Annotated in this window: 26 protein-coding genes and 2 tRNA genes; 7 read left to right on the forward strand and 21 right to left on the reverse strand. The window is 60.4% G+C overall.

Annotation, left to right across the window (positions count from 1 at the left end; genetic code table 11):
- Positions 1 to 8: 8 nt before the first annotated feature.
- Entirely contained in the window at positions 9 to 1,220 is a 1,212-nt protein-coding gene (locus ACSQ8V_RS12005) for an EAL domain-containing protein (RefSeq protein ID WP_436182066.1), read from the reverse strand.
- Positions 1,221 to 1,692: 472 nt separating this feature from the next.
- Here ACSQ8V_RS12005 and ACSQ8V_RS12010 point away from each other — a divergent pair, with 472 nt between their 5' ends.
- The 4 genes from ACSQ8V_RS12010 (at position 1,693) to rpsU (ending at position 3,735) form a co-directional block, all read left to right on the forward strand.
- A complete protein-coding gene (locus tag ACSQ8V_RS12010) occupies positions 1,693 to 2,238 on the forward strand; it encodes an N-acetyltransferase family protein (RefSeq protein ID WP_436205847.1) in 546 nt (181 codons plus the stop codon).
- Positions 2,239 to 2,355: 117 nt separating this feature from the next.
- A complete protein-coding gene (locus tag ACSQ8V_RS12015) occupies positions 2,356 to 2,958 on the forward strand; it encodes an IMPACT family protein (protein WP_213761725.1) in 603 nt (200 codons plus the stop codon).
- On the forward strand, positions 2,955 to 3,302 hold the full coding sequence (locus ACSQ8V_RS12020) for a 2Fe-2S iron-sulfur cluster-binding protein (RefSeq protein WP_436205848.1): 348 nt from the start codon (positions 2,955 to 2,957) through the stop codon (positions 3,300 to 3,302). Before ACSQ8V_RS12015 ends, ACSQ8V_RS12020 begins: the two co-directional genes overlap by 4 nt.
- A 220-nt stretch (positions 3,303 to 3,522) precedes the next feature.
- A complete protein-coding gene (gene rpsU / locus ACSQ8V_RS12025; RefSeq protein WP_006999077.1) occupies positions 3,523 to 3,735 on the forward strand; it encodes a 30S ribosomal protein S21 in 213 nt (70 codons plus the stop codon).
- A gap of 584 nt (positions 3,736 to 4,319) precedes the next feature.
- Here the strand turns inward: rpsU and ACSQ8V_RS12030 are convergent.
- Both ACSQ8V_RS12030 and ACSQ8V_RS12035 read right to left on the reverse strand, forming a co-directional pair.
- Positions 4,320 to 4,396, reverse strand: a tRNA-Met gene (locus ACSQ8V_RS12030).
- 78 nt (positions 4,397 to 4,474) lie between these two features.
- Complete coding sequence (locus tag ACSQ8V_RS12035) at positions 4,475 to 6,007, reverse strand: peptide MFS transporter (protein ID WP_436205849.1); 1,533 nt, start codon at positions 6,005 to 6,007, stop codon at positions 4,475 to 4,477.
- Between the two features lie 406 nt (positions 6,008 to 6,413).
- On the opposite strand from ACSQ8V_RS12035, the gene ACSQ8V_RS12040 reads away from it, so the two are divergent.
- The gene (locus tag ACSQ8V_RS12040; protein WP_436205850.1) at positions 6,414 to 7,145 is read left to right on the forward strand and encodes an SDR family oxidoreductase; all 732 of its coding nucleotides are present in this window, start codon (positions 6,414 to 6,416) and stop codon (positions 7,143 to 7,145) included.
- On the opposite strand, the gene ACSQ8V_RS12045 is transcribed toward ACSQ8V_RS12040, so the two are convergent.
- The 16 genes from ACSQ8V_RS12045 to ACSQ8V_RS12120 all read right to left on the reverse strand — a co-directional run bounded on the left by ACSQ8V_RS12045 (position 7,085) and on the right by ACSQ8V_RS12120 (position 20,361).
- Entirely contained in the window at positions 7,085 to 7,843 is a 759-nt protein-coding gene (locus tag ACSQ8V_RS12045) for a ribonuclease HI family protein (protein WP_436205851.1), read from the reverse strand. The two genes, ACSQ8V_RS12040 and ACSQ8V_RS12045, sit on opposite strands and share 61 nt — an antisense overlap.
- Positions 7,844 to 7,942: 99 nt before the next feature.
- Positions 7,943 to 9,169, reverse strand: coding sequence for a c-type cytochrome biogenesis protein CcmI (gene ccmI / locus ACSQ8V_RS12050; protein WP_436205852.1), 1,227 nt, complete (start codon positions 9,167 to 9,169; stop codon positions 7,943 to 7,945).
- Positions 9,166 to 9,759: a cytochrome c-type biogenesis protein gene (locus ACSQ8V_RS12055; RefSeq protein ID WP_436205853.1), complete on the reverse strand. Its 594-nt coding sequence runs from the start codon at positions 9,757 to 9,759 to the stop codon at positions 9,166 to 9,168. Before ACSQ8V_RS12055 ends, ccmI begins: the two co-directional genes overlap by 4 nt.
- Positions 9,752 to 10,291: a DsbE family thiol:disulfide interchange protein gene (locus ACSQ8V_RS12060; RefSeq protein WP_213761730.1), complete on the reverse strand. Its 540-nt coding sequence runs from the start codon at positions 10,289 to 10,291 to the stop codon at positions 9,752 to 9,754. The genes ACSQ8V_RS12055 and ACSQ8V_RS12060 overlap by 8 nt, the downstream gene beginning before the upstream one ends.
- A complete protein-coding gene (locus tag ACSQ8V_RS12065; RefSeq protein WP_436205854.1) occupies positions 10,288 to 12,345 on the reverse strand; it encodes a heme lyase CcmF/NrfE family subunit in 2,058 nt (685 codons plus the stop codon). The genes ACSQ8V_RS12060 and ACSQ8V_RS12065 overlap by 4 nt, the downstream gene beginning before the upstream one ends.
- Positions 12,342 to 12,812, reverse strand: coding sequence for a cytochrome c maturation protein CcmE (gene ccmE / locus ACSQ8V_RS12070; protein WP_436182076.1), 471 nt, complete (start codon positions 12,810 to 12,812; stop codon positions 12,342 to 12,344). Before ccmE ends, ACSQ8V_RS12065 begins: the two co-directional genes overlap by 4 nt.
- Entirely contained in the window at positions 12,809 to 13,000 is a 192-nt protein-coding gene (locus ACSQ8V_RS12075) for a heme exporter protein CcmD (RefSeq protein WP_436205855.1), read from the reverse strand. The genes ccmE and ACSQ8V_RS12075 overlap by 4 nt, the downstream gene beginning before the upstream one ends.
- A complete protein-coding gene (ccmC, locus tag ACSQ8V_RS12080; protein ID WP_436205856.1) occupies positions 12,997 to 13,716 on the reverse strand; it encodes a heme ABC transporter permease CcmC in 720 nt (239 codons plus the stop codon). Before ccmC ends, ACSQ8V_RS12075 begins: the two co-directional genes overlap by 4 nt.
- 13 nt (positions 13,717 to 13,729) lie before the next feature.
- Positions 13,730 to 14,398 (reverse strand): heme exporter protein CcmB, encoded by a 669-nt coding sequence (ccmB, locus tag ACSQ8V_RS12085; protein ID WP_213761734.1) that lies wholly within the window; start codon positions 14,396 to 14,398, stop codon positions 13,730 to 13,732.
- Positions 14,386 to 15,081: a cytochrome c biogenesis heme-transporting ATPase CcmA gene (gene ccmA, locus ACSQ8V_RS12090; protein ID WP_213761735.1), complete on the reverse strand. Its 696-nt coding sequence runs from the start codon at positions 15,079 to 15,081 to the stop codon at positions 14,386 to 14,388. Before ccmA ends, ccmB begins: the two co-directional genes overlap by 13 nt.
- 10 nt (positions 15,082 to 15,091) lie before the next feature.
- Positions 15,092 to 15,706, reverse strand: a complete 615-nt coding sequence (locus ACSQ8V_RS12095; RefSeq protein WP_436205857.1) for a NapC/NirT family cytochrome c — start codon at positions 15,704 to 15,706, stop codon at positions 15,092 to 15,094.
- 9 nt (positions 15,707 to 15,715) lie between these two features.
- Positions 15,716 to 16,213: a nitrate reductase cytochrome c-type subunit gene (locus ACSQ8V_RS12100; RefSeq protein WP_213761737.1), complete on the reverse strand. Its 498-nt coding sequence runs from the start codon at positions 16,211 to 16,213 to the stop codon at positions 15,716 to 15,718.
- Positions 16,214 to 16,223: 10 nt separating this feature from the next.
- Positions 16,224 to 18,728 (reverse strand): periplasmic nitrate reductase subunit alpha, encoded by a 2,505-nt coding sequence (gene napA / locus ACSQ8V_RS12105; protein WP_213761738.1) that lies wholly within the window; start codon positions 18,726 to 18,728, stop codon positions 16,224 to 16,226.
- Entirely contained in the window at positions 18,700 to 19,035 is a 336-nt protein-coding gene (locus tag ACSQ8V_RS12110) for a chaperone NapD (RefSeq protein WP_213761739.1), read from the reverse strand. Before ACSQ8V_RS12110 ends, napA begins: the two co-directional genes overlap by 29 nt.
- A gap of 53 nt (positions 19,036 to 19,088) precedes the next feature.
- Positions 19,089 to 19,247 (reverse strand): periplasmic nitrate reductase, NapE protein, encoded by a 159-nt coding sequence (locus ACSQ8V_RS12115; protein WP_031359061.1) that lies wholly within the window; start codon positions 19,245 to 19,247, stop codon positions 19,089 to 19,091.
- A gap of 409 nt (positions 19,248 to 19,656) precedes the next feature.
- Entirely contained in the window at positions 19,657 to 20,361 is a 705-nt protein-coding gene (locus tag ACSQ8V_RS12120; protein WP_436205858.1) for a glutathione S-transferase N-terminal domain-containing protein, read from the reverse strand.
- Positions 20,362 to 20,611: 250 nt separating this feature from the next.
- Between ACSQ8V_RS12120 and ACSQ8V_RS12125 the strand changes: the two genes are divergently transcribed.
- The gene (locus ACSQ8V_RS12125; RefSeq protein ID WP_436205859.1) at positions 20,612 to 22,786 is read left to right on the forward strand and encodes a malate synthase G; all 2,175 of its coding nucleotides are present in this window, start codon (positions 20,612 to 20,614) and stop codon (positions 22,784 to 22,786) included.
- 106 nt (positions 22,787 to 22,892) lie between these two features.
- A tRNA-Ser gene (locus ACSQ8V_RS12130) sits at positions 22,893 to 22,982 on the forward strand.
- A gap of 102 nt (positions 22,983 to 23,084) precedes the next feature.
- Here the strand turns inward: ACSQ8V_RS12130 and ACSQ8V_RS12135 are convergent.
- Entirely contained in the window at positions 23,085 to 25,103 is a 2,019-nt protein-coding gene (locus tag ACSQ8V_RS12135; RefSeq protein WP_436205860.1) for a sodium:solute symporter family protein, read from the reverse strand.
- Between the two features lie 7 nt (positions 25,104 to 25,110).
- Complete coding sequence (locus ACSQ8V_RS12140; RefSeq protein WP_436205861.1) at positions 25,111 to 25,440, reverse strand: DUF4212 domain-containing protein; 330 nt, start codon at positions 25,438 to 25,440, stop codon at positions 25,111 to 25,113.
- Positions 25,441 to 25,444: the final 4 nt, after the last annotated feature.

Raw genomic sequence — 25,444 nt, forward strand, 5'->3', positions numbered from 1 at the left:
AGGCAAGCCTACACCGTCGCCAGACCACGCCCTACATAGCGAATAAAATCCGGCGCGGTCAGCGGCGCGGAAAAAAGCCAGCCTTGGCCAAATTGGGCGCCGCGCGTACGCAGATAAGACGCCTGCTCCTCGCGCTCGATCCCCTCGGCGACCACCTGGACATGCAGCGTCAGCGCCATGTCGATAATGTGCGACGCCACGCTGCTGGACGCCGCGTCCTGACCGACGGTATCGACGAAAGACTTGTCGATCTTCAGCGCGTCCACCTGAAAATTCTGCAGATGCGAGAGGCTGGAATAACCCGTCCCGAAGTCGTCGATATACACCGGATGCCCGGCGTCGCGGAACGCCTGGATCACTTCCTTGGCGGCGTCGGCGTCGAGAAAACAGCGCTCGGTCGCCTCGATCCTGATCTGCCGCGGCGCGATGTTCGCGGCCGCAAGCGCGGGCGTCAGGCGCTCCAGGAACCGCCGCGAAGTCAGGTCCGGCGCGCTCAGGTTGATCGACACGTAGAGCTCTTTGTAGCGCTGCAGGAACTCGCCGAGTTCGAGCAGGACCGTATCGAATACCTGGTCCGTGATGGCCTGGATCAGGCCGCGATGTTCCGCGAGCGGAATGAAGTGATCGGGGCGCACGATGCGATTCTGGTGCTTCCAGCGCACCAGCGCTTCAGCGCCAATACACCGCCGCGTCGCGAGATCGACGATCGGCTGGTACGCCACGATGAACTGATGCCGGCGCACGGCGTCACTCAGCTGCCCGAGCGGCGAGAGACGGCGCACCATGAAGAGGCCGAGCCACGCGGAGAGCGTCAGGCCGCCCGCGACGCCTGCGAGCAGCCAGGTCCAGGGCAGCGCGCGCAGGCGTTCAGTGAAAGTCGCGTCCGATGTGTTCGCCGCGTTTGCGGGGCTTGCTACCTCGTAACCGCGGCGGAACGCATTGGGATTCGGCGGCATCGCCGTTGCAGCGAATACGGGCACCGGGAACGGGGCAAACACCCGCGAAGATGTCACCACCGACGGCTTGGCGATCAGGCGGATCGCGCCAGTGTCTACCAGGCGCACAACGTAATTCTCGAGCGCAGCGGCTTCCCGGGCTGCAGCGACGCGTTCATCCACGCCGGGCGCAAACAGGACGCACAACACCCCCGGCAGCAACGCCGCTATCAGCACGATGCCAGCCAGGAACGCTACGCGCCCGCTGTGTTTGAACGTGTTCATCGTGCGCTTTTCATGTAGCGACGCCTTTGCGCTGAATACGCGCTGCATAATGGTTTCTGATGGGGCACCTGATGACATGTGTGTCATGCGCGTTTTCGTCAAGGCTGGGTGGCTCGCGCCGTCATCACCGTTATCGCTGTTAGTCGTGGTCCGGGGTGTTCATGCCGCAAGTCGTGTCCGCTTGGCTTGCGACCGTATTCCTGTTTCCTTGCATCGTCCCGGCAAACGGCCCAGTTTAGCGGCGTGGTACACCGGGCTTCAATGCTTCGCGGCCCACGAAATGCCTGCTTTGGTGGGCTGGCGCACGCCGGCTCGATGCTTTTGCGGCACGAGTGCGCAGACGTCTGGCAGTTGGCGGATAAGTCCTATAGTCGTGAGAAAATAGGATCTCCGGATGATGACCTCGCTCACCGGCCGATCACCACGATCAACATGATCAACATGATCAACACCCAAACCACGGAGGCACTCGATGGCATTGCACGAAGCCAGCGCTCTCACGATCCGCGACGCGAACGCCGCCGATTTCGACACAATCGCCCGCATTTACGCCCACTACGTGCTGCATGCCCTGGCGACCTTCGAGGAAACGCCACCGGCTGCCGATGAAATGCGCGCCCGGCACGCATCAATCACTGGTGCGGGCCTGCCCTATCTCGTGGCTGAAATGGACGGCGTGGTCGTGGGTTACACGTATGCGACGGCGTATCGGCCCAGATCGGCATATAGGCACACGATTGAGGATTCGGTTTATATCGCCGATGGCTTCGGTGGGCGTGGCCTCGGTCTCGCCCTGCTGACGGCGCTGATCGAACGTTGCGACGCGGGGCCGTGGCGCCAAGTCATCGCGGTGATCGGCAACAGCGGCAACGCCGGGTCGATCGCGTTGCATGTGCGCCTTGGATTCGAGCACGTCGGCGTGTTGCGCAAGGTGGGCTACAAACACGGCCAATGGGTGGATACGGTGCTTATGCAACGGCCCCTCGGCGAAGACAAGGCATTGATTCCGCAGACATAAATAAGCCACGCTGGTCGGCGCACCCGGTTCATCGCCGGATAGTTCGCCGCGGTGCCGCTTTCACCCTACCATTGCATGACGACCTTCCGGTCGCCTCTCTTACACCCTGAGCTTTAGTTGCCCACTTACACTCTCGCCGCCGCTGTCAGTGCCGAAATCGACATTCGCAAAAGCCGCTTTATCGCGCTGGCGATTCCTGTCGCCGATCGCGCCGCCGCGATGCTCGAACTCGATGCGCTGCGCGTCCAGCATCCCGGCGCCACGCATGTCTGCTGGGCGCTGCTGGCGGGCGGTGAATCCGGCATGTCGGACGATGGCGAGCCTTCCGGCACAGCCGGCCGGCCGATACTGGAAGTGCTGCGCCACCATGAAGTGGATGGCGTGCTGGCCGCCGTCGTGCGCTACTACGGCGGTATCAAGCTCGGCGCGGGCGGCCTGGTCCGCGCATACACGGACGCCATTGCAACCGCGATGCAACTGGCCGAACGCATAGAACGCGTGGCGCTCGGCCTGCTGCAAGTGGAGGTGGATTACGCCGATGAAGCGCGCGTGCGGCGCTGGGTCGAACAGGAGGGCCATGCGCTCGATGAACCCGGCTACGGCATGACCGTATGCCTGTCGATCCAGATGCCGCTTGCCGTGCGCGACCAGGCCGCCGATGTTATCCGCGACCTGACCCACGGTCGCGCGGTCATTACCAAAGTGCCCTCAGCATCATGAACACCGCCGGCCATCCAGGCTCTTTCACGATCACGCTGCGGCCGTCGGGGCGAAGCTTTGCGTCGACCGGGGAGACCACGATCCTGGAGGCCGCCGCGCTCGCCGGGCTACGCCTGTCGAGTTCGTGCCGCAACGGCACGTGCCGCGCGTGCCTGTGCCATGTGATCAATGGCAGCGTGCGTTATCGGATCGACTGGCCGGGTCTGAGTGCGGACGAAAAAGCCAGTGGCTGGATTCTGCCGTGCGTGGCGCTGCCCACGTCCGATCTGATTATCGATCAAGTCGATTTTCTGGACATTCCAAATCTCGCCGATACAAAACCACGTCGCGGCCGGGGCTTCTGAGCGCTTGAATCGGGCTCGGCGCGCGTGTGCGCAAACCCCCGACGGCCCAAAGCTGGAACCCGGGTAATCCGGGATTGTTGTCTTTTATCAAAGACATACGATGACATTCCCGAGCGGCGAAGCGCGTCCCATTGTTCAGCCGCCCGTAATCGATGCGCCGAAAAGTGTACAATTGCGTTTCGCCCGATTTTCTGGCAGGGCCAGACCAACTGAGATATCAATGACTAAAGTATTGTTGAAAGAGAACGAGCCTTTCGACGTCGCCATGCGCCGCTTCCGCCGCACCGTCGAACGTACCGGCCTGATTCAGGAACTGAAGTCGCGTATGGCTTATGAAAAGCCGACCACCGAGCGCAAGCGCAAGAAAGCTGCTGCTGTTGCTCGCCTGCGCAAGCAGATCCGTCGCGCACAGCTGCCCAAGAAATTCTATTGATGTTGTTGCACGTCTGAACGGCGGCTTGCAGGTCGATCAAGTTCGATCGAAGCGCCGAGTAGCCGGGGACTTGTTCAATAGGTCCCGGGGTATATGCCTGATCAATGCCGGACTTCGACACGGCCCAAGCGCCCAGGCCCGGCGGCCAATGTGTGGCTCGATCCGCGCGAATCAACCTCGTGAAGCACTTCGCCCATAGAGGCGAACCGAGCGAGGCTAAGGCTGCAGCCGCATCAAGCACCGTTGAAAGCGGACTCGCTGAATCGACCATGACGGCTTGCCCGCATGAATAGATCGCGCGGAAATATAAAACGCGCTCCGTGCTTCCCTGCGCTACTTCCGCTGAACGGTGAATCAGTCTCAAGGGGTCGATCACTGGGTCGATCACTGCGTCGATCACTGCGTCGATCACTGCGTCGACCTTGCCCACGCATCCAGAATTCAAAAGCCTGCACAATTCCTATTGTGTGGGCTTTTTGCGCTTGACGATCACTTCATTACTCGTCATTGAAGCGCTTTCCAACCATGCAGCAAGCCGTAAACGCATAAAGCCCGGATAGACCGGGCTTTATGCGTTGAATCTCTGGTTGCGGGGGTAGGATTTGAACCTACGACCTTCGGGTTATGAGCCCGACGAGCTGCCAGACTGCTCCACCCCGCGAAAAAGATTATAGCGCTAAGGGTATGTCAGGTCAAACCGAATCGAAGAATATTGCTATCGAATACCAATGCGTTGAAGTTATTGCAGCGATGCCGGCTTCGGCCGAGGGTACGGATCAGTTCCACGGCGTACCGCTTCCACACAACGCCGGTGTTCTCGCGACAAGCGATTCAACAGCGGCAGCAGAATGATTGCCACCGCCGCCCCACCCGCCGCGAGCCAGCCGAGTCCGAAAAAAAGCTTCGTATAAAGCGGCAGCGATTGCAGCGAACTCAGGTCATTGGAAGGCATGCGCGCGAAGTTGGCGACCACGCTGCCCAAATACTGCGACACCCCCGTTGCGACGTAATACGCTCCCATCATGAAGCCGCTCATGCGTGCGGGCACATAGTGGGCGATCATCGCGAGACCCAGCCCGGACACCAGCAGTTCGCCAAGCGAATAGAGCCCGTAGCCGCCAACCATGAACCACGACGACACACGGCCATCGACGGCATAACGGCCGCTGAACGCGAACACGAAAAAGCCCAGCGCGACCACCATGAAACCGAGCGCGTACTTTGCGGCGATGGGGATATCGTGACCGCTATTCGCGAGCCGCGTATAGGCGATCGCGAGGAACGGACTCAGCAGCATGATCCAGAGCGGATTCAACGCCTGGAATTGCGCCGCGCTCCATGAGAACAAGGTCACGTTGAAGAGCGTGAACGATGCGTCCACGTTGCGCAGCGCGAACAAGGTCAGCGAGGTGGACATCTGCTGATAAAAGATAAAGAACAGGATGACCTGCAGCGTGAGGATCAACGCAGCGAGCAGACCAGCGCGTTCGCTTCGATCGCATTTCAAAAGCATCCAGCCGAAGATCACGAGCACGGCAACACCTGCCGCATATACGCAGATCGCCGCCACGTGTTCGTTCTGCAGCACGAATACCGTCGCGAGGCCCAAGGCCACGCTACCCACCGCGACCGCTGCAAAGCGGCCCCACATCATGGGTTCATCGTCTGGAGCAGAGCCGATGTGCCCGACCGTACGCCGCATCACCATGAAATTGACCAAGCCGAGCACCATGCCCGCGAAACACACGGCGAAGGCGGTGTGCCAACCCCAGTGATCCTTGATCCACGGCGTTGCGAGCATCGAAATGGTCGAGCCGATATTGACGGCCATGTAGTAAATGGTAAACGCGCTGTCGAGGCGCGCGTCATCGCCTTCGTAAATGCGCCGCACGAGATTCGCCGCGTTCGCCTTGAAGAGGCCGTTGCCGACCACGATCACACCCAGCGCCGCGTACAGGTACCCCAATGACTCGACCGGAATGGAAAGCATCAGATAACCCGATGCCAAAACGCACGCGCCGAAGATCATCGTGCGCCGCGCACCCAGCACCTTGTCGCCAATCCAGCCGCCAATTGCCGGCGCCGAGAACACGAGCGCGGTGAACGCGCCCCATGTGAGGTTGGCGTGGGAATCGGCGAAACCGAGCTTGTCGATCATGAACAGCACGAGTAACGCAGCCATGCCGTAATAACCGAAACGTTCCCACATCTCGATGAGGAAAACAGTCGTGAACGAGCGCGTCTGAGACGCGCCGGACGGATGTGGAGTCATGGGTAAATCTCAATAGAGTTGGACGGCGCCCCCCGCCTCTGAACCGTTCGCGACACACACGCCTGACAGGCGATATGAAAAAACGCGGTTGATTCATTAATACAGGAGTCCGATACATGGGAAGTCGCGATTATCCCAACACTTTATAGAAATGTGTGGCAAAGGCTTGCATATACAGCGTTCAGTTTTTTGAGACTAAGACGATGGATGAAATCTCGATGAAGCGTTGGAGGCGTTTTCGATTTTATTGGTTGTTACCGTTAATTCCTCTTCATATTGAATGTGTTTTTGTATACCTTCAATCATTTCGTATAACGATCTATTGGGTCGATAAATGACCGGCCCGTTGCCTTTTTAGAACTCGTGGTAACTTTGCGTCTTCAATCCACCCTCAGGTTGCATCGACATGAACACTATCAAGGCGATTCTCACCGGTCACACACGCGGTCTCGGTGCAGCGCTGGCCGGCCTCATGCTGTCACGCGGCATTGCGGTACTCGGGGTATCGCGCACGCGCAGCAACGCGTCCACTTCACCCCTCTTGCAAGAGGTCGAACTCGATCTCGCGAATCCCACCGCGCTCGGCGAATGGCTTGGGACTGAAACGCTCGCCCGGTTTGTCGATGGTGCGCATACCGTCCTGCTGATCAACAATGCCGGCATGTTGCAGCCGGTGGGGGCAATTGAGGCGCAAGACGTGAACGCGATCGGGCGATCGGTGAGCCTGAATGTTGCCGCGCCATTGATGTTGTCAGCGGCAGTGGCTGCAGCAAGCCCGGCGGCTGTTGATCGACGTATCGTGCATATATCGAGCGGCGCGGCCCGCAATGCGTATCCCGGCTGGAGCATCTATTGCGCGACGAAGGCAGCGCTCGATCATCACGCGCGCGCCGTCGCGCTGGATAACAACCGGGCGTTGAGAATGTGCAGCGTGGCACCGGGTGTGGTCGATACCGACATGCAAGCCGAGATCCGAGGCACCGGTCTGGAGCACTTTCCGCTGCGAGAAAAATTCGAGGAACTCAAACGCAGCGGCCAGCTTTCGACCCCGGCCGACGCTGCGCGAAAAGTCCTCGACTACGCGTTGAGCGATACGTTCGGCGACACGCCCGTGGTGGACGTACGCGATCTGTCGTGAGTATCTGCACGGGTGTCCGCATGAATATCGCTGCGAACTGCGTGCTGCGAGAGCGCGTCGGCGGCGGCGTTGCGGGCGCGGGGAATCCACTGAAGGCGGACATCGGCGAGTTGCGCGATCAGACCGCGCGCCTGCGCTGCGTAGGTACTTAGTGCGGGCGCGCTGCTGGCTTCGTCGCGAAGCACGTCTTCAATGACGACCTGACTGTCGCCATGAATCACAAGCCTGGCCGGCGCCGGCTTTCGTGATACCGCGGCTTCGAGCACCGCGATAAGCGCAAGATATTCCGCCTCGCAACTGTCGCCATGACCGGCCCGTGCGCTGATTTTCACAACGTCGCCGTCCGGGCCCTCCAGCACACCGCCAATGCCGATCTTGCCAGGATTCGGATGCGCCGAACCGTCGAACCAGGCGTGCCAGGCGAGGGCATCACGGACAGCGGGTCGCACTTTTTTGGCCGCGCGCGCGGCTGCACGTTCTTCTTCACGACGGTGTCGCGCCTGTTCTGTCGCGGCCTTTTCCCGACGGCGTGCGCTCACGAGCTCCGCAAGTGTCTGCGTGCCGGCGGATTTTTCCAGCGTCTGCGCCAAAGCGGCGTGAGCGGAGAGCGAAGTGAGCTTCGACAAGCGCCGGCTCGTCGCGCGCTCCTTCTTGTAGGCAATTAGCAATAGCGCTTCGAACTCGAACATGCCGGGCATTAAGGTAATCGAATGAGGTGACCAAATGCCGAGCTTAACAAGTTTTTGCAGCAGGTCGAAAATCGGAGCGCTGGCAAAGTGGCGGTTGATATGAAGCGCCTATGGCGATGGCGCCGCGATCACCACGCTGGCGTGTCGATTCTCCAATCCCTTGGCGTCGCCTCGTCCGATCAAGTAGTTCTCTCCCGATGCAGAAACAATCCGCGCTTCCACCACAACCTGCTGGTGCGCCGACAAGGTGTCGGTTGCGTTGATGGCAAGCGAGTCATCGAGAACGATCGTGATGGGAAGTTCACCCGCAGCCAGCCGACGCTCGCCGAGCAATGTGTTCGTCGGCACCGCCGCGCTCGCCGTGTTCGTCGGCGCCGAAGCCGGCGCGTCGCTCGAGCGAGCCGTCACGATGACCGCTGCATCGGGCGCGACGTGCGCGCCATCGGCCAGTCGAATATCCACGGTAACCGCGCTCAAGCCCACCGCCTCATCAATATTCTTACGCACCCGGACAGCCTCGGGCGAATCCGGCTTTAACGTCGCGATCAGCCTTCGCCAATACCCGATCGCGCGGGCATAACTCCGCGCGTCGAACGCCGCCGATGCCGCCAACGCAAGCGCTTTCGGATCGGCGGAATCGATGGCGAGCGCCGCCGCAATCTCCTCCGATGCTCGCCCGGCGAGCCGGCCATCGTCCGCGCTGGCGATGGCATCGGCGAAATCGGCCCGCAGCGGTGCGTCGCCCGGTTCGAGCGCCACCGCCTTCGCATAGGCCGCGACCGCGTCCGTCGGCCGCTCGAGCACGGTGTACGAGCGCGCGAGCGTGGCCCAGGCGGCGGCATCGCGAGGATCTGGCGCATGATCGCGCAGACGAAACGCGAGCCGCGAAACCATCATCTCCACCGACATCGACGACATGTCGTGCGAGAGGCCCAGCGAGTCGTCCAGCGACGTGTCCAGCTTGAGCGCGGCCGGTTCACCGAGCTTCAGATACAGCAGGCACGCGGCGCTCGGGAACAGCGCAATCAGCACGGCACAGGTTGCGGCGCGTGTAGCCGTACCCGACGTGGAACTGCGTGCGAGCGAAGGCGAACCAGCGGTATCGGCGAGTACGCGCTGTTCTATATCGTTGCGCACGCTTGCATGCTGGTCTGGCGATAGCGCGCCCGAGCGCAGATCCGCGTCGGCATCAGCCAATTCCAGCCGATACAGCGACACGCTCAGCTCGCGAGCCCTCGGTGCATTGGTTGCATTTTCCCGCTGCATCAACGGCACGACCGCGCACAGGATAGCCGCTATCAACATCACGGCCGCGATGATCCAGAAGGTAATCATGGCCGGTCGCCCAGCAGCCGTCTGGCGCGTTGCTGCTGCAGGTCAGTGAGCGGCGGCGGGGTCATCTTCCGGCGTTGCAAAACGATGCCTGCGAACACCCCGAGACCAAGCGCGAGGAGGACGAACGGGCCGAGCCAGAGAACCCATGTCAGTGTTTTGAACGGCGGATCGTAGAGAACAAAATCTCCGTAACGCGTCACCATGTAGTCGCGAATCTGCGCATCGGTTGCGCCCTGCTGGACTTGCTCGTGAATGATCATGCGCAGGTCGGCGGCGAGATCGGCGGTGGAATCCGCGATGGTTTCGTTCTGGCATACGAGACAGCGAAAGCTCGATTCAAGGTCGCGGATGCGGGCGGCAAGTTCCGGGGCGGCGCTCGCAGTCAAGGTGATTCCTGCGCTCGTGTTGGCATCGGCTTGCGTTCGAACGTTACTGTTGCTTTGAACCTGTGCGTCAACGTCAGCGGGGAAGTGGGCGGTTCCCTGAGTGCTGACATCGGCGTCGGCAATCATCACGACGCCGGAGTTGGCGGCTGCGCTTGCCACGCCAATCACCAACACGCAACACAACCCGACCACGATGCTATTCATCGCTGCCCTCGCCTTGAAGGCTTCGCACCAGCGGCAGGATTTGCGTGTCGAGTGCGGCTTGCGTCAGCGGTCCCGAGCGTTTGAAGCGGATCACACCATGCCGGTCGACCACAAACGTTTCAGGCACGCCATACACGCCATAGTCAATTCCTGTCTGCCCCGAGCGGTCCATCATCGATGCAATATACGGGTTGCCTGCCTGCCTGAGCCACTGTCGCGCGGCGTCCGGATCATCCTTGTAATCGAGCCCATAGATTGGCACGATATTCTTGCCGGCGAGCGCGACGAGTGCCGCATGTTCATCGCGGCACGACTCGCACCATGAGGCCCACACGTTCATCACCCATACCTGCCCGCGCAACGCTTCGGGAGACAGTTGCCGGTCGGCGGCATCGAGACGCGGCAGGTCGAACGTGGGCGCTTCCTTGCCGATGAATGTTGACGGCAAGCGTCTCGGATCGTTCGATAGCGACGCCGCCAACACCGCGCTCAGGCACGCGAAGAGAATCAGCGGGAGCAGGAAGCGTTTCACGATTTCGTCTCCTTTACGTTCGCGATGTTCGCTACATTCGTTACGTTAGCTGCCGCCATAGCCGCCTGCGTTCGAATCCGCACATGCGGCGCACCCGCCACAGCCTGCCGCCGCTCACGCACGGCCAGCCGATACCGCCGATCGCTTGCCGCCAGCACACCGCCGAACGCCATCAACAAACACCCCGCCCAGATCCAGTCGACGAAGGGTTTGATCTGCACGCGCACGGTCCACGCGGTGTCGCTGTTATCGGCTGCATCGCCGAGTGCGACGTAGAGATCGCGGAACACGCCGCGGTTGACGGCGGCTTCGGTCATCGTTGTTTTCTGCACGACGAAGAAGCGTTTCTCCGGATGCATCACCGCGATCACGCGCCCTTCGCGGCTCGCCACTATGCTCGCCCGCAATGCGCGATAGTTCGGGCCATCGACCGGTTTCGTGCCATCGAAGCGAAAGGTGTAGCCGCCGGCCTCGATCGATTGCCCGATATCGAGCCGCGCATCGCCGGCCGTTTCATAGCCTTTGACCAGCGTCACCCCAGCGATAAAAACCCCGATGCCCAAGTGCGCAACCAGCATGCCGTAGAACCCGCGCGGCACATGAAAGAATCGCAGGATCCAGATTCCTCGTTGTTCCGCGATACGTCCGGCCAACGCAGTGAGCACGGAGGTTGCGCACCACACGGCCAGCAGCATGCCCAGCGCAACCATCGGTTTCCATCCGCCCGCGAGCCATGGCAACGCAATCGCCGACGCCACGCTGACCAACGCCGCCCAGCACAAACGCACGAGAATATCGGGCAGGCGCGCGGACTTCCACCTCGCAATTGGTCCGATGCCCATGAGGAATATGGCGGGTGTCATCAACGGCACGAATACCGCGTCGAAATACGGCGCACCGACGGAAATCTTTCCGAGCCCGAGCACATCGAGCACGAGCGGGTACAGCGTGCCGAGGAATACGGAAGCGGCCGCGACCATCAGCAAGACGTTGTTCGACAACAGCAACGATTCACGCGATATCGCGGCGAATCCTGGGCCCAGTCCGATCTTCGGCGCTCGCCATGCGAACAATATCAACGCGCCGCCGGTCACTATCGACAGGAACATGAGGATGAAAATGCCGCGCGTAGGATCAGAGGCGAATGCGTGCACCGACGTAATGACGCCCGAACGCACAAGGAACGTGCCGAGCAAGCTCAGCGAAAACGCGCAGATGGCAAGCAACACGGTCCACGCGCGAAAACTGCCGCGTTTGTCAGTGACGGCAAGCGAGTGCATCAGCGCCGTACCGACGAGCCACGGCATGAACGACGCGTTCTCCACGGGGTCCCAGAACCACCATCCGCCCCATCCGAGTTCGTAGTACGCCCAGCCGCTGCCGAGCATGATGCCCAGCGTGAGGAAGGTCCACGCGGCCGTGGTCCACGGTCGCGACCAGCGCGCCCAGGCGGCATCGAGTTCGCCCGACAACAGCGCCGAGACGGCGAACGAGAACGCTACCGCGAAGCCGACGTACCCCATATAAAGAATGGGTGGATGCGAGACCATACCCGGGTCTTGCAGCAACGGGTTGAGATCGCGGCCATCCATTGCTGGTGGCAAAAGACGCGTGAACGGATTCGAAGTCCACAGCATGAACAGCAGGAAACCCACGTTGATCCAGCTCATCACGCCGAGCACACGCGCGACCATGGGTAGGGGAAGCTGCTTGCTGAATACGGATACCGCCGCCATCCACCACGTGAGCAGCAAGGTCCAGAGCAACAGCGAACCTTCATGGCCGCCCCAGACCGCCGCGAAGCGGTAGATGACCGGCAGCATCGAATTGGAATTCGACGCGACATACGCCACCGAGAAATCATTGCCTATAAATGAAACCGCCAGGCAACCGAACGCCATCGTGACAAATCCGCATTGGCCACGTGCAAGCGTCCACGCGCTTCGCGTCCAGCCGGGGACCCCACGGGCCGCGCCGACAAGCGGCAACACGCCGGCTGTGATCGCGAGCACCAACGCGACGATCAGTGCGAACTGGCCAAGTTCCGGGATCATTGTGGTGCCCCAGCGGGAACAAGCGCCGTGTCCGATACCCGCATGGAACGCGCGCGTTTGATGGCTTCAGCGGCGTCCGGCGGCATGTATTTCTCGTCGTGTTTGGCCAGCACCTGATCCGCCAGGAACACACCGTCCGGCAACAATCTGCCCTGCGCCACCACGCCCTTGCCTTCGCGAAACAGGTCGGGCAGAGGCCCGCTGTAAAGCACGGGAATCTCCCGGGCCGTATCGGTGATCATGAAACGCACGGTCAGCCCACTCGCATCGCGTTCGACCGACCCGCGCTCCACGAGGCCACCCACGCGCAGTCGTGCTGCGTGTTTCACGCTGCCCGAGACGAGTTGCGAGGGCGTGACGAAGAACATCACGTTGGCGTTGAACGCATTCAACACAAGCGCCGCAGCGCCGCCGAGCGCCACAAGCCCGGCGGCGACACCGCACGCGCGCCGCGTGCGCCCTTTCACGGTTTCTCCGTCAACGTGTTGCCGCGTGTGTGCGGATGGACAACATGCCCGCGCCTGCGCTGCCGCCTGTTCGAACCGACCGTTATCGCGATCTCGATGGCGAGCACGAGGAAGGTGATGTCGAACGCGACCCACAGGTACCAGAGATCGCCATCGCCACCGGTCAAGCTGTTCACGATGTTCATCATGCTGCCTCTCGTTCATCGATAATCCGCCGCACCCGCACGAGCACCATGGCAATCGCGTAACACCAGAACGCCAGCGTCATTACAACGAGGCCGGCGAGCATTGAGCTGTCCATCGATACCCCGCTGCCGAATGAAAGCGATGCCCCCTGATGCAGCGTGTACCACCACTGCACCGAAAAATAGATGACGGGCACATTGACCACGCCGGCGAGCGCGAGCACGGCGCAGGCACGATCGGCGCGACGGGTGTCGTCGATGGCGCCATGCAGCGACATGAAGCCCAGATACAAGAACAGCAGAATCAGTTCGGACGTGAGCCGGGCGTCCCAGACCCACCACGCCCCCCACGTCGGGCGGCCCCACAGCGCGCCGGTCATCAGCGCGAGGGCGGTGAAAATCGCGCCGGTCGGGGCGATTGCGCGGGCCATCATCGCGGAAAGGCGCGCGTTGAGGATCAGGCCGAGCGCCGCGTAAGCGGCCATCACGACGTAGAGCAGCATCGACATCCACGCCGCCGGCACATGCACGAACATGATGCGATAAACGTCGCCCTGCACGGCATCCGTGGGCGCGATGAACAACGCGATCTGGATGCCCGGCATGGCGAGTAATAGCGCGGCCATAGCGAAGCCGGGAATCATCTTCCCCGCCAGCCGATGAAACGGTCTCGGCGATGCGTAACGCAACCAGCCGGTCAGCGCGATAGATGAGTTCATGATCGATACGCCCTCATTCCGCCGAGATTCTCAGCGCCGCGACGGTTGCGACCGGGCACAGCGCGAGTGCCGCCAGCAGGCTTGCGCCGAGCAGCGAAAAATTGGCCGTCGACCATGCGCCGGCACGTGATGGATCGGCCGCGTTGGCGCCGAAGATCAGCACGGGGGTTTCGAGTGGAAGCACCAATACCGCGAGCAGCATGCCGCCGCCCCGCACGCCGAGCGTCAACGCTGCGCCCATCGAACCGATAAGGCTCAGAACAGGCGTTCCGAGCAACAACGCTGCCGTGAGGCGGCAGACGCTATCGAAGGACAAACCGTATTGAAGCGCCAGAACGGGCGCAAGCAACACGAGCGCGAAGCCGCTCGTGAGCCAGTGCGCGCCGATCTTCGCCACGACAATCGTCATTAGCGAACGCGGCGAAAGCAGCATCTGGTCGAGCGCGCCATCGGCGAAATCAGGGCCGAATAAACGCCCTAGCGAAAGCATTGCGGCGAATAGCGCGGTCACCCACAACACGCCGGGTGCAATAGCTTGCAACAGCGCTGGATCAGCCCCGACCGCGAGCGGAAACAGGCTCGCCGCGATGACGAAAAACAGCAGGCAGCCGAGCGCGGCGGTGCGTCGCCGCCACGTCAGGGCCAGTTCGCGCTGCACGATGCGCGCCGTCAGTCGGAACATCGGCCGCACGGTTCGAAATAGAGATTGCGGGTGGCCGAAGGCGCGGTGGTGATGAGCTTATGCGTGGTCATCAATACGATGCCGCCTCGCTCCAGATGTCCCGCAATGCAGCGTTCGAGCACACCGGACGATTCTTCGTCCAGCGCTGCCGCCGGTTCGTCGAGCAACCACAGCGGCTTGTGTTCCAGCAACAGCCGCGAGATAGCGAGCCGGCGCTTTTGTCCCGCGGACAAGCCGCGCACAATCGCGTGCCGATAGCGGTCGAGCCCGACGCTCTCGAGCGCCTTCTCCTGGACCTCTACCCGCTCTTCGGCAACTTCGCCCAGCACCGAGCTGAAGGTCAGGTTCTCGGCAGCGGTCAGATCGTCGCTGATGCCGTTCAGATGCCCGAGATACGCAAGCGATTGCCGCCACACTTCCGGACGCGCCTGCGCATCCTTGCCGCGCCATCGCACCGTGCCCTCGCTCGGTTGCAACAGACCCGCGAGCACGCGCAGCAGCGTGGTCTTGCCGCTGCCATTCGGGCCGTGGATCTGCAGCACCTGGCCGGCGTCAACGTCGAATCCAACGTCGCTAAAGAGCCTTTGCCCACCGCGGTCGAAGGCCAGTTTGTCGACAGACAAAAGTGCATCGCCCGATCTTGCCGAAGAGAATTCCGACGGGATAAACGTGTTCTGCTTCATCGTAGACCTCTCAATGTGAACGCGCTTCGCGCAGCTGTTGATCTCGCATTGCCTGGGTCATGTCCGGCAATTCGTGTGCAATACCCTTGTGACAATCGATACACGTCTTCTCGCCCGTGCCGAGAAAGCGCTGATGCGCGCTCTGTGCCCGCGGGCTCTGGCGCGTGAAATCCATGGACTCGAACGAGTGGCAATTGCGGCACTCCAGCGAGTCGTTCGCTTTCATGCGGCGCCACTCGTGTTCGGCGAGTTCAAGCCGCCTCTCCTGGAACTTCTCGCGCGTGTTGACCGTGCCAAATACCTTGGCCCACACTTCCTTCGACGCCTGCATCTTTCTCGCGATCTTGTCCGTCCAGTCGTGCGGCACATGGCAGTTAGAACAGATCGCCCGCACGCCGCTACGGTTGCTGTAATGAATCGTGCTCTTCAGTTCAGCGAAGGTGTTGTCGTGCATCTCATGGCAACTGGTGCAGAACGCTTCAGTGCTCGTCACTTCCAGCGCCGTGTTGAACGCACCCCAGAACACCACGCCCGCGATAAACCCGCCCAGCGTCAGGAAGCCGAGGCTGTAGTAGGTGCTCGGGCGGTTGATCGTCTGCCAGTAGCGCTTTATCAAGCCGAACATCGCACGCTCCTACTTCTTCCCGGCCGCGTTCGGCCCAGCAGGCCCGGGCGCGACGCGCACATCTTCCGCATCCGTGAACGTGTTGCCGACAAGCGGCTTCGTATCGGCTTGCGGGACATGACACTGCGTGCAGAAATAGCGCCGCGGCGAGAGGCTTCCGAGCGTGACGTTGTCTCGGGTGAGGTAATGCGATACGCCGATAGGCACGGCTCCACTCTCGGCCGCGCGGCTCCTCGCATGGCACGCGAGGCAACGGTTGGCGTTCTTGTCGAGTTGATAACCGTCGATCTTGTGCGGGATCGTCGGCGGCTGCTGTGCATAGGCGCGGCCACGGATGACATCCTTATTTTCGATAGGTGCAATCAAAGGCGGTTTCGCCTCTTCATCGATCGGCGTTGTGCCGCGCATGGCGTCGTGAAACGGTTCGGCAGGAATCACCGGCTGGGTCGACGCCGCCTGGGAAAAAACACAAAGACTTGCTGCAACCACCACGGTCCACGCTCGCATGGCAGCCTCCTCAGACTCGGACAATCTTGACGGCGCACTTCTTGTAGTCGGTCTGTAGCGAGATCGGGTCGGTGGCGTCGAGCGTCACTTTGTTGATCAACTGACTCGCGTCGAACCACGGTACAAAAACGAGACCGCGCGGCGGTTTGTCACGACCGCGTGTCTCGATCCGCGTACGGATAAAACCGCGTCGCGACATCACCTTGACTTCGTCTCCGCGTCGAAAGCCGAGCGCTTTTGCATCGTCGGGATGCATGAAACATACGGCGTTGGGGAATGCCCGATACAACTCCGGCACGCGGCGCGTCATCGATCCGGAATGCCAGTGTTCGAGCACGCGTCCCGTTGCGAGCCAGAACGGAAAATCCTTGTCCGGCGCTTCGGCCGGCGGTTCATAGGGCAGCGCGTAAATCACTGCCCGGCCATCCTTGTTGCCGTAGAACTGATACCCCGTGCCGGCTTTCACGTAAGGGTCCGATCCCTCCCTGTAACGCCAGCGCGTCTCCTTGCCATCGACTACCGGCCAACGCAAACCGCGCGCTTCGTGATAAGCGTCGAAGGGGGCAAGATCGTGACCATGCCCACGACCGAAGGTCGCGTATTCTTCGAAGAGCCCCTTCTGCACATAAAAACCAAAGGCCTTCGCTTCATCGTTCTTATAGTTCGGATTGCTATCTTTACTCGAAAATTTATCGACCTGGCCGTTGCGGTAGAGCACGTCGTAGAGCGTCTTGCCCTTGAGTTCCGGCTTCTTTGCGATCAACTCCGGCGGCCAGACCTCCTCGACCTTGAAGTGCTTCGAGAACTCCATCAACTGCCATAAATCGGAGCGGGCGCCATCAGGTGCTTCCACCAGTTGATGCCAGAATTGCGTCCGGCGTTCGGCATTGCCATACGCGCCTTCTTTCTCCACCCACATTGCCGCGGGCAGGATCAGGTCGGCGGACACGGCCGTCGCGGTCGGGTATACGTCCGACACCACAATAAAATTCTCAGGGTTCCTATATCCGGGCAACGTCTCTTCGTTCAGGTTCGCGCCTGCCTGGACGTTGTTATTGCACATGACCCAATACGCGTTCAGCTTGCCGTCCTTCAGCATGCGGTTTTGCAGCACCGCGTGATAGCCGGGCTTTTCTGGAATTGTGCCTGCGGGCAACCGCCAGATCTGCTCCGCGTGCGCCCTGTGTTCCGGGTTCGTCACCACCATGTCCGCCGGCAGCCGATGTGAGAACGTCCCCACTTCCCGTGCCGTGCCGCATGCCGACGGTTGCCCGGTCAGCGAGAACGGGCTATTGCCCGGCGTTGCGATCTTGCCCGTCAGCAAGTGAAGGTTGTAGATCATGTTGTTCGCCCACGTGCCGCGCGTGTGCTGGTTGAAACCCATGGTCCAGAACGACACCACCTTGATATTCGGATTGGCGTAAAGCTCGGCGAGCTGATCGAGCTTGGCCTTGGGCACGCCCGACAACTTCGTCACGTAATCCGCGTCGTACTTCGAGACGAAGCGCGCGAATGCGTCGAAGTCCATGGGCTTCGAACCATTCGGATCGCCCGCGTTTTTAGCGGCTTTCTGCAATGGATGATCGGGACGCAGGCCATAGCCAATATCCGTATTGCCTTCCTTGAACGTCACGTGCTTCGAGACAAAGTCCTTGTTCACGCGATTCGTCTTGATGATCACGTTCGCGATGTAATTCATGATCGCGAGGTCGGACTGGGGCGTAAAAATCACCCTATAGTCCGCGAGATCAAAGCTGCGATGCTCGAACGTCGACAGCACGGCGACCGTTGTCTTCGGGACGCTCAGCTTGCGGTCCGTCACACGAGTCCAGAGGATCGGATGCATCTCCGACATGTTCGATCCCCAGAGCACGAACGCGTCGGCTTGCTCGATATCGTCGTAGCAGCCCATAGGCTCGTCCATGCCGAAGGTGCGCATGAAACCGGTCACTGCCGACGCCATGCAATGCCGTGCGTTCGGATCAAGATTGTTGCTGCGAAACCCCGCCTTCATGAGTTTCACCGCGGCATAGCCTTCGAACACCGTCCACTGGCCCGAGCCGAACATGCCGACTGCTGTCGGCCCCTTCGCTTTCAGCACGCGCTTGAATTGCTCGGCCATCGTGCTGAATGCCTGGTCCCACGAGACCGGCGTGAACTCACCGTCCTTCGCATACTTGCCGTCCTTCATGCGCAGCAGCGGCGTGGTCAGGCGGTCCTCGCCGTACATGATCTTCGAGAGGAAATAACCTTTTACGCAGTTCAGGCCGCGATTCACTTCGGCCAGCGGATCGCCCTGGGTCGCGACTACCCTGCCGGCTTTTACGCCTACGCTCACACCGCAGCCTGTCCCGCAAAAGCGGCATGGCGCCTTCGACCAGGTCACGTCGGCATCGGCGACAGCAGCGAGGCTCTTGTTCACGCCAGCGGAAAGCGCTGGCAGCGCGACGCCGGCCGCCGATGCAGCGGTCGCCGCCGCCGTCTGCTTAATAAAGCTTCGACGCGTCAGGCTCATCGCGAATCTCCTGGTCGAGCGCTTCAATATCCTCGTGATGTTGATAAACAAGCGACGCCGAATAAACACCCGGCAGCGCATGGATGGCATTCAGTTGATCGACGATGTCAACAGAGCGGCGCGCCTCCAGCGTCACGATTATTTTTCCCTCTGGACTGGTTACGTGAATCTCGGACCCGGGGATAAGTGAAATAGCCTGCTTGATCTTTTCAAGATTCGATTGACTTGCATGCACGACAATTCCCGCAATATGCGCCTCGGGAATTGAAACGAGTTCAGCGAATGCATTTTTCAGGCGTGCAGACATGAATCGACTCCTGTCGCTTTCAATTACATGAAACGAATTAATCCGCGCATTGGTCAGTGAGGCGGACCGCCGATCAGCATTTGATAGAACCACACGCTGAAGCCATAAATGGCAACAAACATGATGGTCAATACAGGAACCATGATAATGGTCAGAAAGAGGAAGCTACGGAGCTCTTCCGTCTTTCGAAGGCGAGTTTCGGTTTCCGTCATGATTATGAAATACGAGAGGCCGTGCGATTAAAATCCGGTTTTTCGAGATGCTGTGGAGATGATTGTTGGCGTACGCGGGGAAAGCGTCAAGGGATTTATTGTTTTACGGACATACGAGAAACGATCGATTGTTTCATTTAAAAATAATTATTAAAAACGGACAGCTTTATATCGCTGATTACTAAACCAACTTAAACTCTATTTAGTTAAAACCCGGATTTTGGAAATTTGAATAAAATCTATTATTTTTTTGATAACTTGATTAAAGATCGACGCTCGCGACGGGTGAACAAACATTCGGCCGGAAGAGAAACGTGGCCCGATATGGCGTTGGTCAATGTCCAGATAAACGAAGCCGGCGCGTGGCCGCCTTCGTCGAGAATACACTTCAGCCGGTTCGCAAGCCTCTTCACCCCCGCTTCGGAATATTCAGCCCTCTTGCTACCGCCGGCCTGGCGACGAACGCATCGAGCGCGCGCCTGACATTCGGGAAGTTTTCGATACCGACCAGCTCGCCTGCCTCGTAAAAGCCGATCAGGTTTCGTATCCACGGAAAGCTTGCTATATCGGCGATCGTGTAGGTGTCGCCCATGATCCATTCACGCCCGCCCAGGCGTTGCTCAAGTACCCCAAGCAGGCGCTTCGACTCGGCCACGTAGCGCTCACGCGGGCGCTTGTCTTCGTAGTCCTTGCCGGCGAATTTGTTGAAGAAACCGAGCTGGCCGAACATCGGGCCAATGCCGCCCATCTGGAACATGACCCACTGGATCGTCTCATAGCGGCCGGCCGCGTCCTGCGGGATGAACTGACCGGTCTTGTCGGCGAGATAGAGCAGGATCGCGCCCGACTCGAACAACGGCAGCGGCTTGCCATCCGGGCCATTGGGATCAAGGATTGCGGGGATCTTGTTGTTCGGATTCAGCGATAAAAACGCGGGCGACATCTGGTCGTTGGTCTCGAAGCTCACCAGATGCGGCTCGTACGGCAGCCCGGTCTCCTCCAGCATGATCGAGACCTTGACGCCGTTCGGTGTCGGCAGCGAATAAAGCTGAATCCGGTCGGGATGCTGCGCAGGCCATTTTGCTGTGATGGGGAAAGCGGACAAATCGGTCATGGATATCCTTTAGACAAAAGCGTGGAAGGTGCGGCATAACGCCTGGCCGGAGCGGTTTATTGGTCTGTTTCGGCGCACAGGACGACAAATATAGTCACTCCCGCGGATCTTGTCTTTACGCGCTGCGGCTGTGTGTCGAGGTGATCGCCTACGCCGGAACCGATCGAAACAATCAAGAAGCGTTAACATGGCAATACATTGCTGCAAAGCGGCGAACGCGGACAGAATACAAACCGAGCTGGAGTTACCCATGAGTCAAATGATCAAGCGAAACGGATTGCAGGTTGCAGCCGAGCTTAGCCAGTATGTCGATGACGAAGCGCTGTCGGGAATCGGTATAGAGAGCGAAGCGTTCTGGAAAGGACTCGATGCCCTCGTTCACGACCTCGCCCCGAAGAACCGTGCGCTGCTCGCCGAGCGTGACCGGTTGCAGACGGAACTGGATCAGTGGCACAAGGCGAATCCGGGACCGGTGCGCGATTTGAAAGCGTATCGTGCATTTCTGGAAGGCATCGGCTACATCGTGCCGGCGAGCGCTGCTGTGCAGGCCACAACCGAAAACGTCGATACGGAAATCGCCGAACAAGCCGGGCCGCAACTCGTCGTGCCGCTGTCGAACCAGCGCTATGCACTCAACGCCGCGAATGCGCGCTGGGGCAGTTTGTACGACGCGCTTTATGGCACCGACGCAATCCCCGACACCGACGGCGCCGAACGCACAGCACAATTCAACCCGGCTCGCGGTGCAGCGGTAATTGCCCGCGCTCGGGCGTTCCTCGATGAAGCCGCGCCGCTCGCCAACGGTTCTCACGTCGATGCCACCTCGTATTGCGTAGAGGGCGGCAAGCTTGTCATTGCGCTGAAAAGCGGTTCATCGGCGTTGAAATCACCCGATCAGTTCATCGGTTTCCAGGGCAATGCCGGCTCGCCGTCCGCGGTGCTGCTCAAGCATCACGGCCTGCACTTCGAGATCCAGATCGACGCGACCGACTCCATCGGTAAGACCGATGCCGCGCATGTAAAGGACGTGCTGATGGAGGCCGCGGTCTCGACGATCATCGATTGCGAGGATTCGGTGGCCGCCGTCGATGCCGCCGACAAGGTCCAGCTCTACCGCAACTGGACCGGCCTGATGAAAGGCGATCTGGCGGAGGAAGTCACCAAGAACGGCAAGACCTTCACGCGCCGTCTGAACGCCGATCGCGAATACACCGCACCCGATGGCTCGACGGTGAAGCTGCATGGCCGCTCGCTGCTGTTCATCCGTAACGTCGGGCATCTGATGACGAATCCGGCTATTGTCGATCGCGACGGGCACGAGATTCCCGAGGGCATTCTCGACGCCGTGATGACGTCGCTCGGTGCAATGCACGACCTGCAAAACAAGCTCAATTCGCGCACGGGATCGATTTATATCGTCAAGCCGAAGATGCACGGCCCGGCGGAAGTCGCTTTCTCCGATGAGCTGTTCGGCCGCGTGGAGGACCTGCTCGGCCTGCCGCGCTACACGGTCAAGATGGGCATCATGGACGAGGAACGGCGTACGAGCGTCAACCTGCAGGCGTGCATTGCGGTGGCTTCGGCGCGGGTGGCGTTCATCAACACGGGCTTCCTCGACCGCACCGGCGACGAGATGCACAGCGCGATGGAAGCCGGTCCGATGATGCGCAAGGGCGACATGAAATCGTCGGCGTGGATCACGGCTTATGAGCGCAATAACGTGCTCGCGGGACTGAGCTCGGGGTTACGTGGGCGCGCGCAAATCGGTAAAGGCATGTGGGCCATGCCCGACCTGATGCACGCGATGCTCGAGCAGAAGATCGCTCATCCGAAAGCGGGCGCGAACACGGCATGGGTGCCCTCGCCGACCGCCGCGACGCTGCATGCGCTGCATTACCATCAGGTCGATGTGCAAGCCGTGCAGAAGGAGCTGGAGAAAACCCGTTACAGCGGCGCCCGCGATGAATTGCTCGATGGGCTGCTGACGATTCCCGTCGTCGAAAAGGCGCAATGGTCGGATGAGGAAATTCGCCAGGAAATCGAGAACAACGCGCAGGGGATTTTGGGTTACGTGGTGCGGTGGATCGACCAGGGCGTGGGATGTTCGAAGGTGCCGGATATCCACGATATCGGGCTGATGGAAGACCGCGCGACGCTGCGGATTTCGAGCCAGCATATTGCCAACTGGCTGCATCACGGCGTGGTGTCGGAGGCGCTGGTCAGCGAGACGTTCGAGCGCATGGCGAAGGTGGTTGATCAGCAGAATGCCGGCGACCCGCACTATCAGCCGATGGCCGGTCACTTTGAAACGTCGCTGGCTTTCAAGGCGGCGAAGGCGCTGGTTTTTGAGGGGCGTGCGCAACCTAGCGGATATACGGAGCCTTTGCTGCATAAGTTCCGGCTGGAGGTTAAGCAGCGGGGGTGAGCGACCGGTGGCAAGTCGCGTCGCCGCCGGATTTCAACCTCGATAACCTCTTCTCCACAAGGGGGCTGGCACAGACGCGCGAGTTTGCTATAATCCGCGACTTGCTGGAGAGATGGATGAGCGGTTTAAGTCGCACGCCTGGAAAGCGTGTTTAGGGTCAAACCTAACCGGGGTTCGAATCCCCGTCTCTCCGCCAGAATACGTATCACATTGTCAAGTATCCCCAAAACCCGCATCGCGCCTTGTGCCGACGCGGGTTTTTTGTTTTTCGCCACCGCCAAACCCGCAAATCTCCTCCTCACGGATGCCGAATATAATCCACCAACGCCCTCGTATACGCGTCCGGTTTCCGATCGAAAAGACTCACCACCACCGCCACCACAAACCCCGCCGGCACGCCAAACACCCCCGAACTGATCGACTCGATCCCAAACCACCGCGCGCCCGACCAACCCGTCATCTGTGTGAAGTACGGATACGTCGACACGATGTAATAGACGCACACGCTCAAGCCCGCCAGCATTCCCGCGACCGCCCCGAGCTTCGTCGTCCGCTTCCAGAACACGCCCAGCACCAACACCGGAAACAAACTCGACGCCGCCAACGAAAACGCCGCCCCCACCAAGAACAAGATATTCCCGGTATTCAGCGAAGCCACATAAGAAGCAAACAACGCCACCCCCAGCAACAATATCTTCGATATCGTCACCCTTCGCTGACTGCTCGCCGTCTTGTCGACCATGCAGTAATAGACGTCGTGCGAAAGCGCATTCGCGATCGTCAATAGCAAGCCATCGGCGGTAGAAAGCGCCGCGGCCAACGCCCCCGCAGCAATCAATCCCGACATCACATACGGCAGCCCGGCAATCTCCGGCGCGGCGAGCACCACCATATCCGGCTGCATCTGAATCCCGGACCAGCGCACGATGCCGTCACCGTTCACATCGCCGATACGAATCAGATACGGCTCCACCTTGCGCCATTGCATGACCCACGTAGGAAGATCAGCGAACTTGTGCCCGACGATTCCCGTCAGCATCTCGTACTTGATCAGCACCGCGAGCACGGGCACGGTCACATAAAACAGCGCGACAAAAAACAGCGTCCAGCCGACCGAGCGCCGCGCAGAAGCCACAGATGTAGTCGTGTTATAGCGCGTCAAAATATGCGGCAAGCTCGCCGTTCCCAGCGACAAACACAGCAGCAACGACAAAAAATTCCGCCTGTGCAACCGCGCGTTTTCATCGTCGGATGGGGGGAATGCTTCAGCCATTGGCACCGGCGGCGCAGCGCGCTCGAGCATCGCATCGCGGGCGCGGGTCCATTGAACGTGCGCCTCCGCGGGTGTCTTCGGGAACGACGCCAGTTCACGTTCCCGCTCGTTAATATCGCGCAACGGCCCGTTATGCCGGCGCAGACCCGCGATCTCCTCCATCAGCCGAGCCTGCCCGGTATGAAACGACGTGGGCAACTCATCGATCTGCGTCTGGATCTGCTGCGCCTGACGCCGGTAATCGTCACGGACCCTGGCTTCTTCGGGCGAGCGTTCCACCTCCCGTTCAAGCACTTCCACACGCTCCAGCAACCGTCCATACGAAAGCTGCGGCAACCAGCCGAGCCCTTCGCGATGGGCGATCATCGAGACGGGAATCAGCATGGCGCTGATCAGGATGATGTACTGCGCGACCTGCGTCCACGTGACAGCGCGCATGCCGCCAAGAAACGAGCACACGAGAATACCCGCAAGCCCGCAGAAGATCCCGATAGCAAAGTCGATACCGATAAACCGCGACGCAATCAGCCCGATGCCCTGGATCTGCGCGACGAGATAAACGAACGAGCACAGGATGGCCGCGAACGCCGCGATCCCGCGCACGAGGTTGCTTGAAAAGCGCGTGCCGAGGAAGTCGGGAATGGTGTATCGAGCAAGCTTGCGGACGTAGGGCGCGAGCAGGAACGCAACGAGACAATAGCCGCCAGTCCAGCCCATCATATACGCAAGACCGTCGTAACCGGTTGCATAGATGGACCCGGCCAGCCCGATAAACGACGCCGCCGATAACCAGTCCGCCGCCGTGGCCATGCCGTTGAACGCGGACGGCACGCGCCGCCCGGCCACGTAATATTCGACCAGATCCGACGTCCGCGACAACAAGCCGATGACGGCATAGACGGCTATCGGCACGAACAAAAACACATAGCCGATCCACATGCCCGGCCCGGTCACGCGCTCGATCCGCGCCATCACGTAGATGAACAGGAAGAAGCCGAGCGTGTAAAGCGCGTAGGCGCGGATGAGTCGATGGGTAAGCTTCATCGGCGCTTCATGGCTCGGGCTTAGCTACGGCAAGGGTCCGTTGCAAACGGGCATCGGCGAATTGCATCAGCACGATATACACCACGATCAACGCGACATACACCAGGATCGCGCCCTGGGCGCCAAAGTAGAACGGCAGCGGAAAACCCGCGAAACGCACATCAGCGAGCCGCGTCGCCATGAGCGGAATGCCGAACGAGACCACGAATCCGATCAGCATCAGCACCGATATCACCGCAAGATTCGTTCGCCAGTAGAACCGATGCGCTTGCGCCATCGCCTCCGTGACGGGCGGTGGTTCGGCGGGACTCGAAGCAGGCGGTGGAATCGAGGACATGTGC

The sequence above is a fragment of the Caballeronia sp. LjRoot31 genome (genome assembly GCF_964253885.1).
Lineage (GTDB): Bacteria > Pseudomonadota > Gammaproteobacteria > Burkholderiales > Burkholderiaceae > Caballeronia.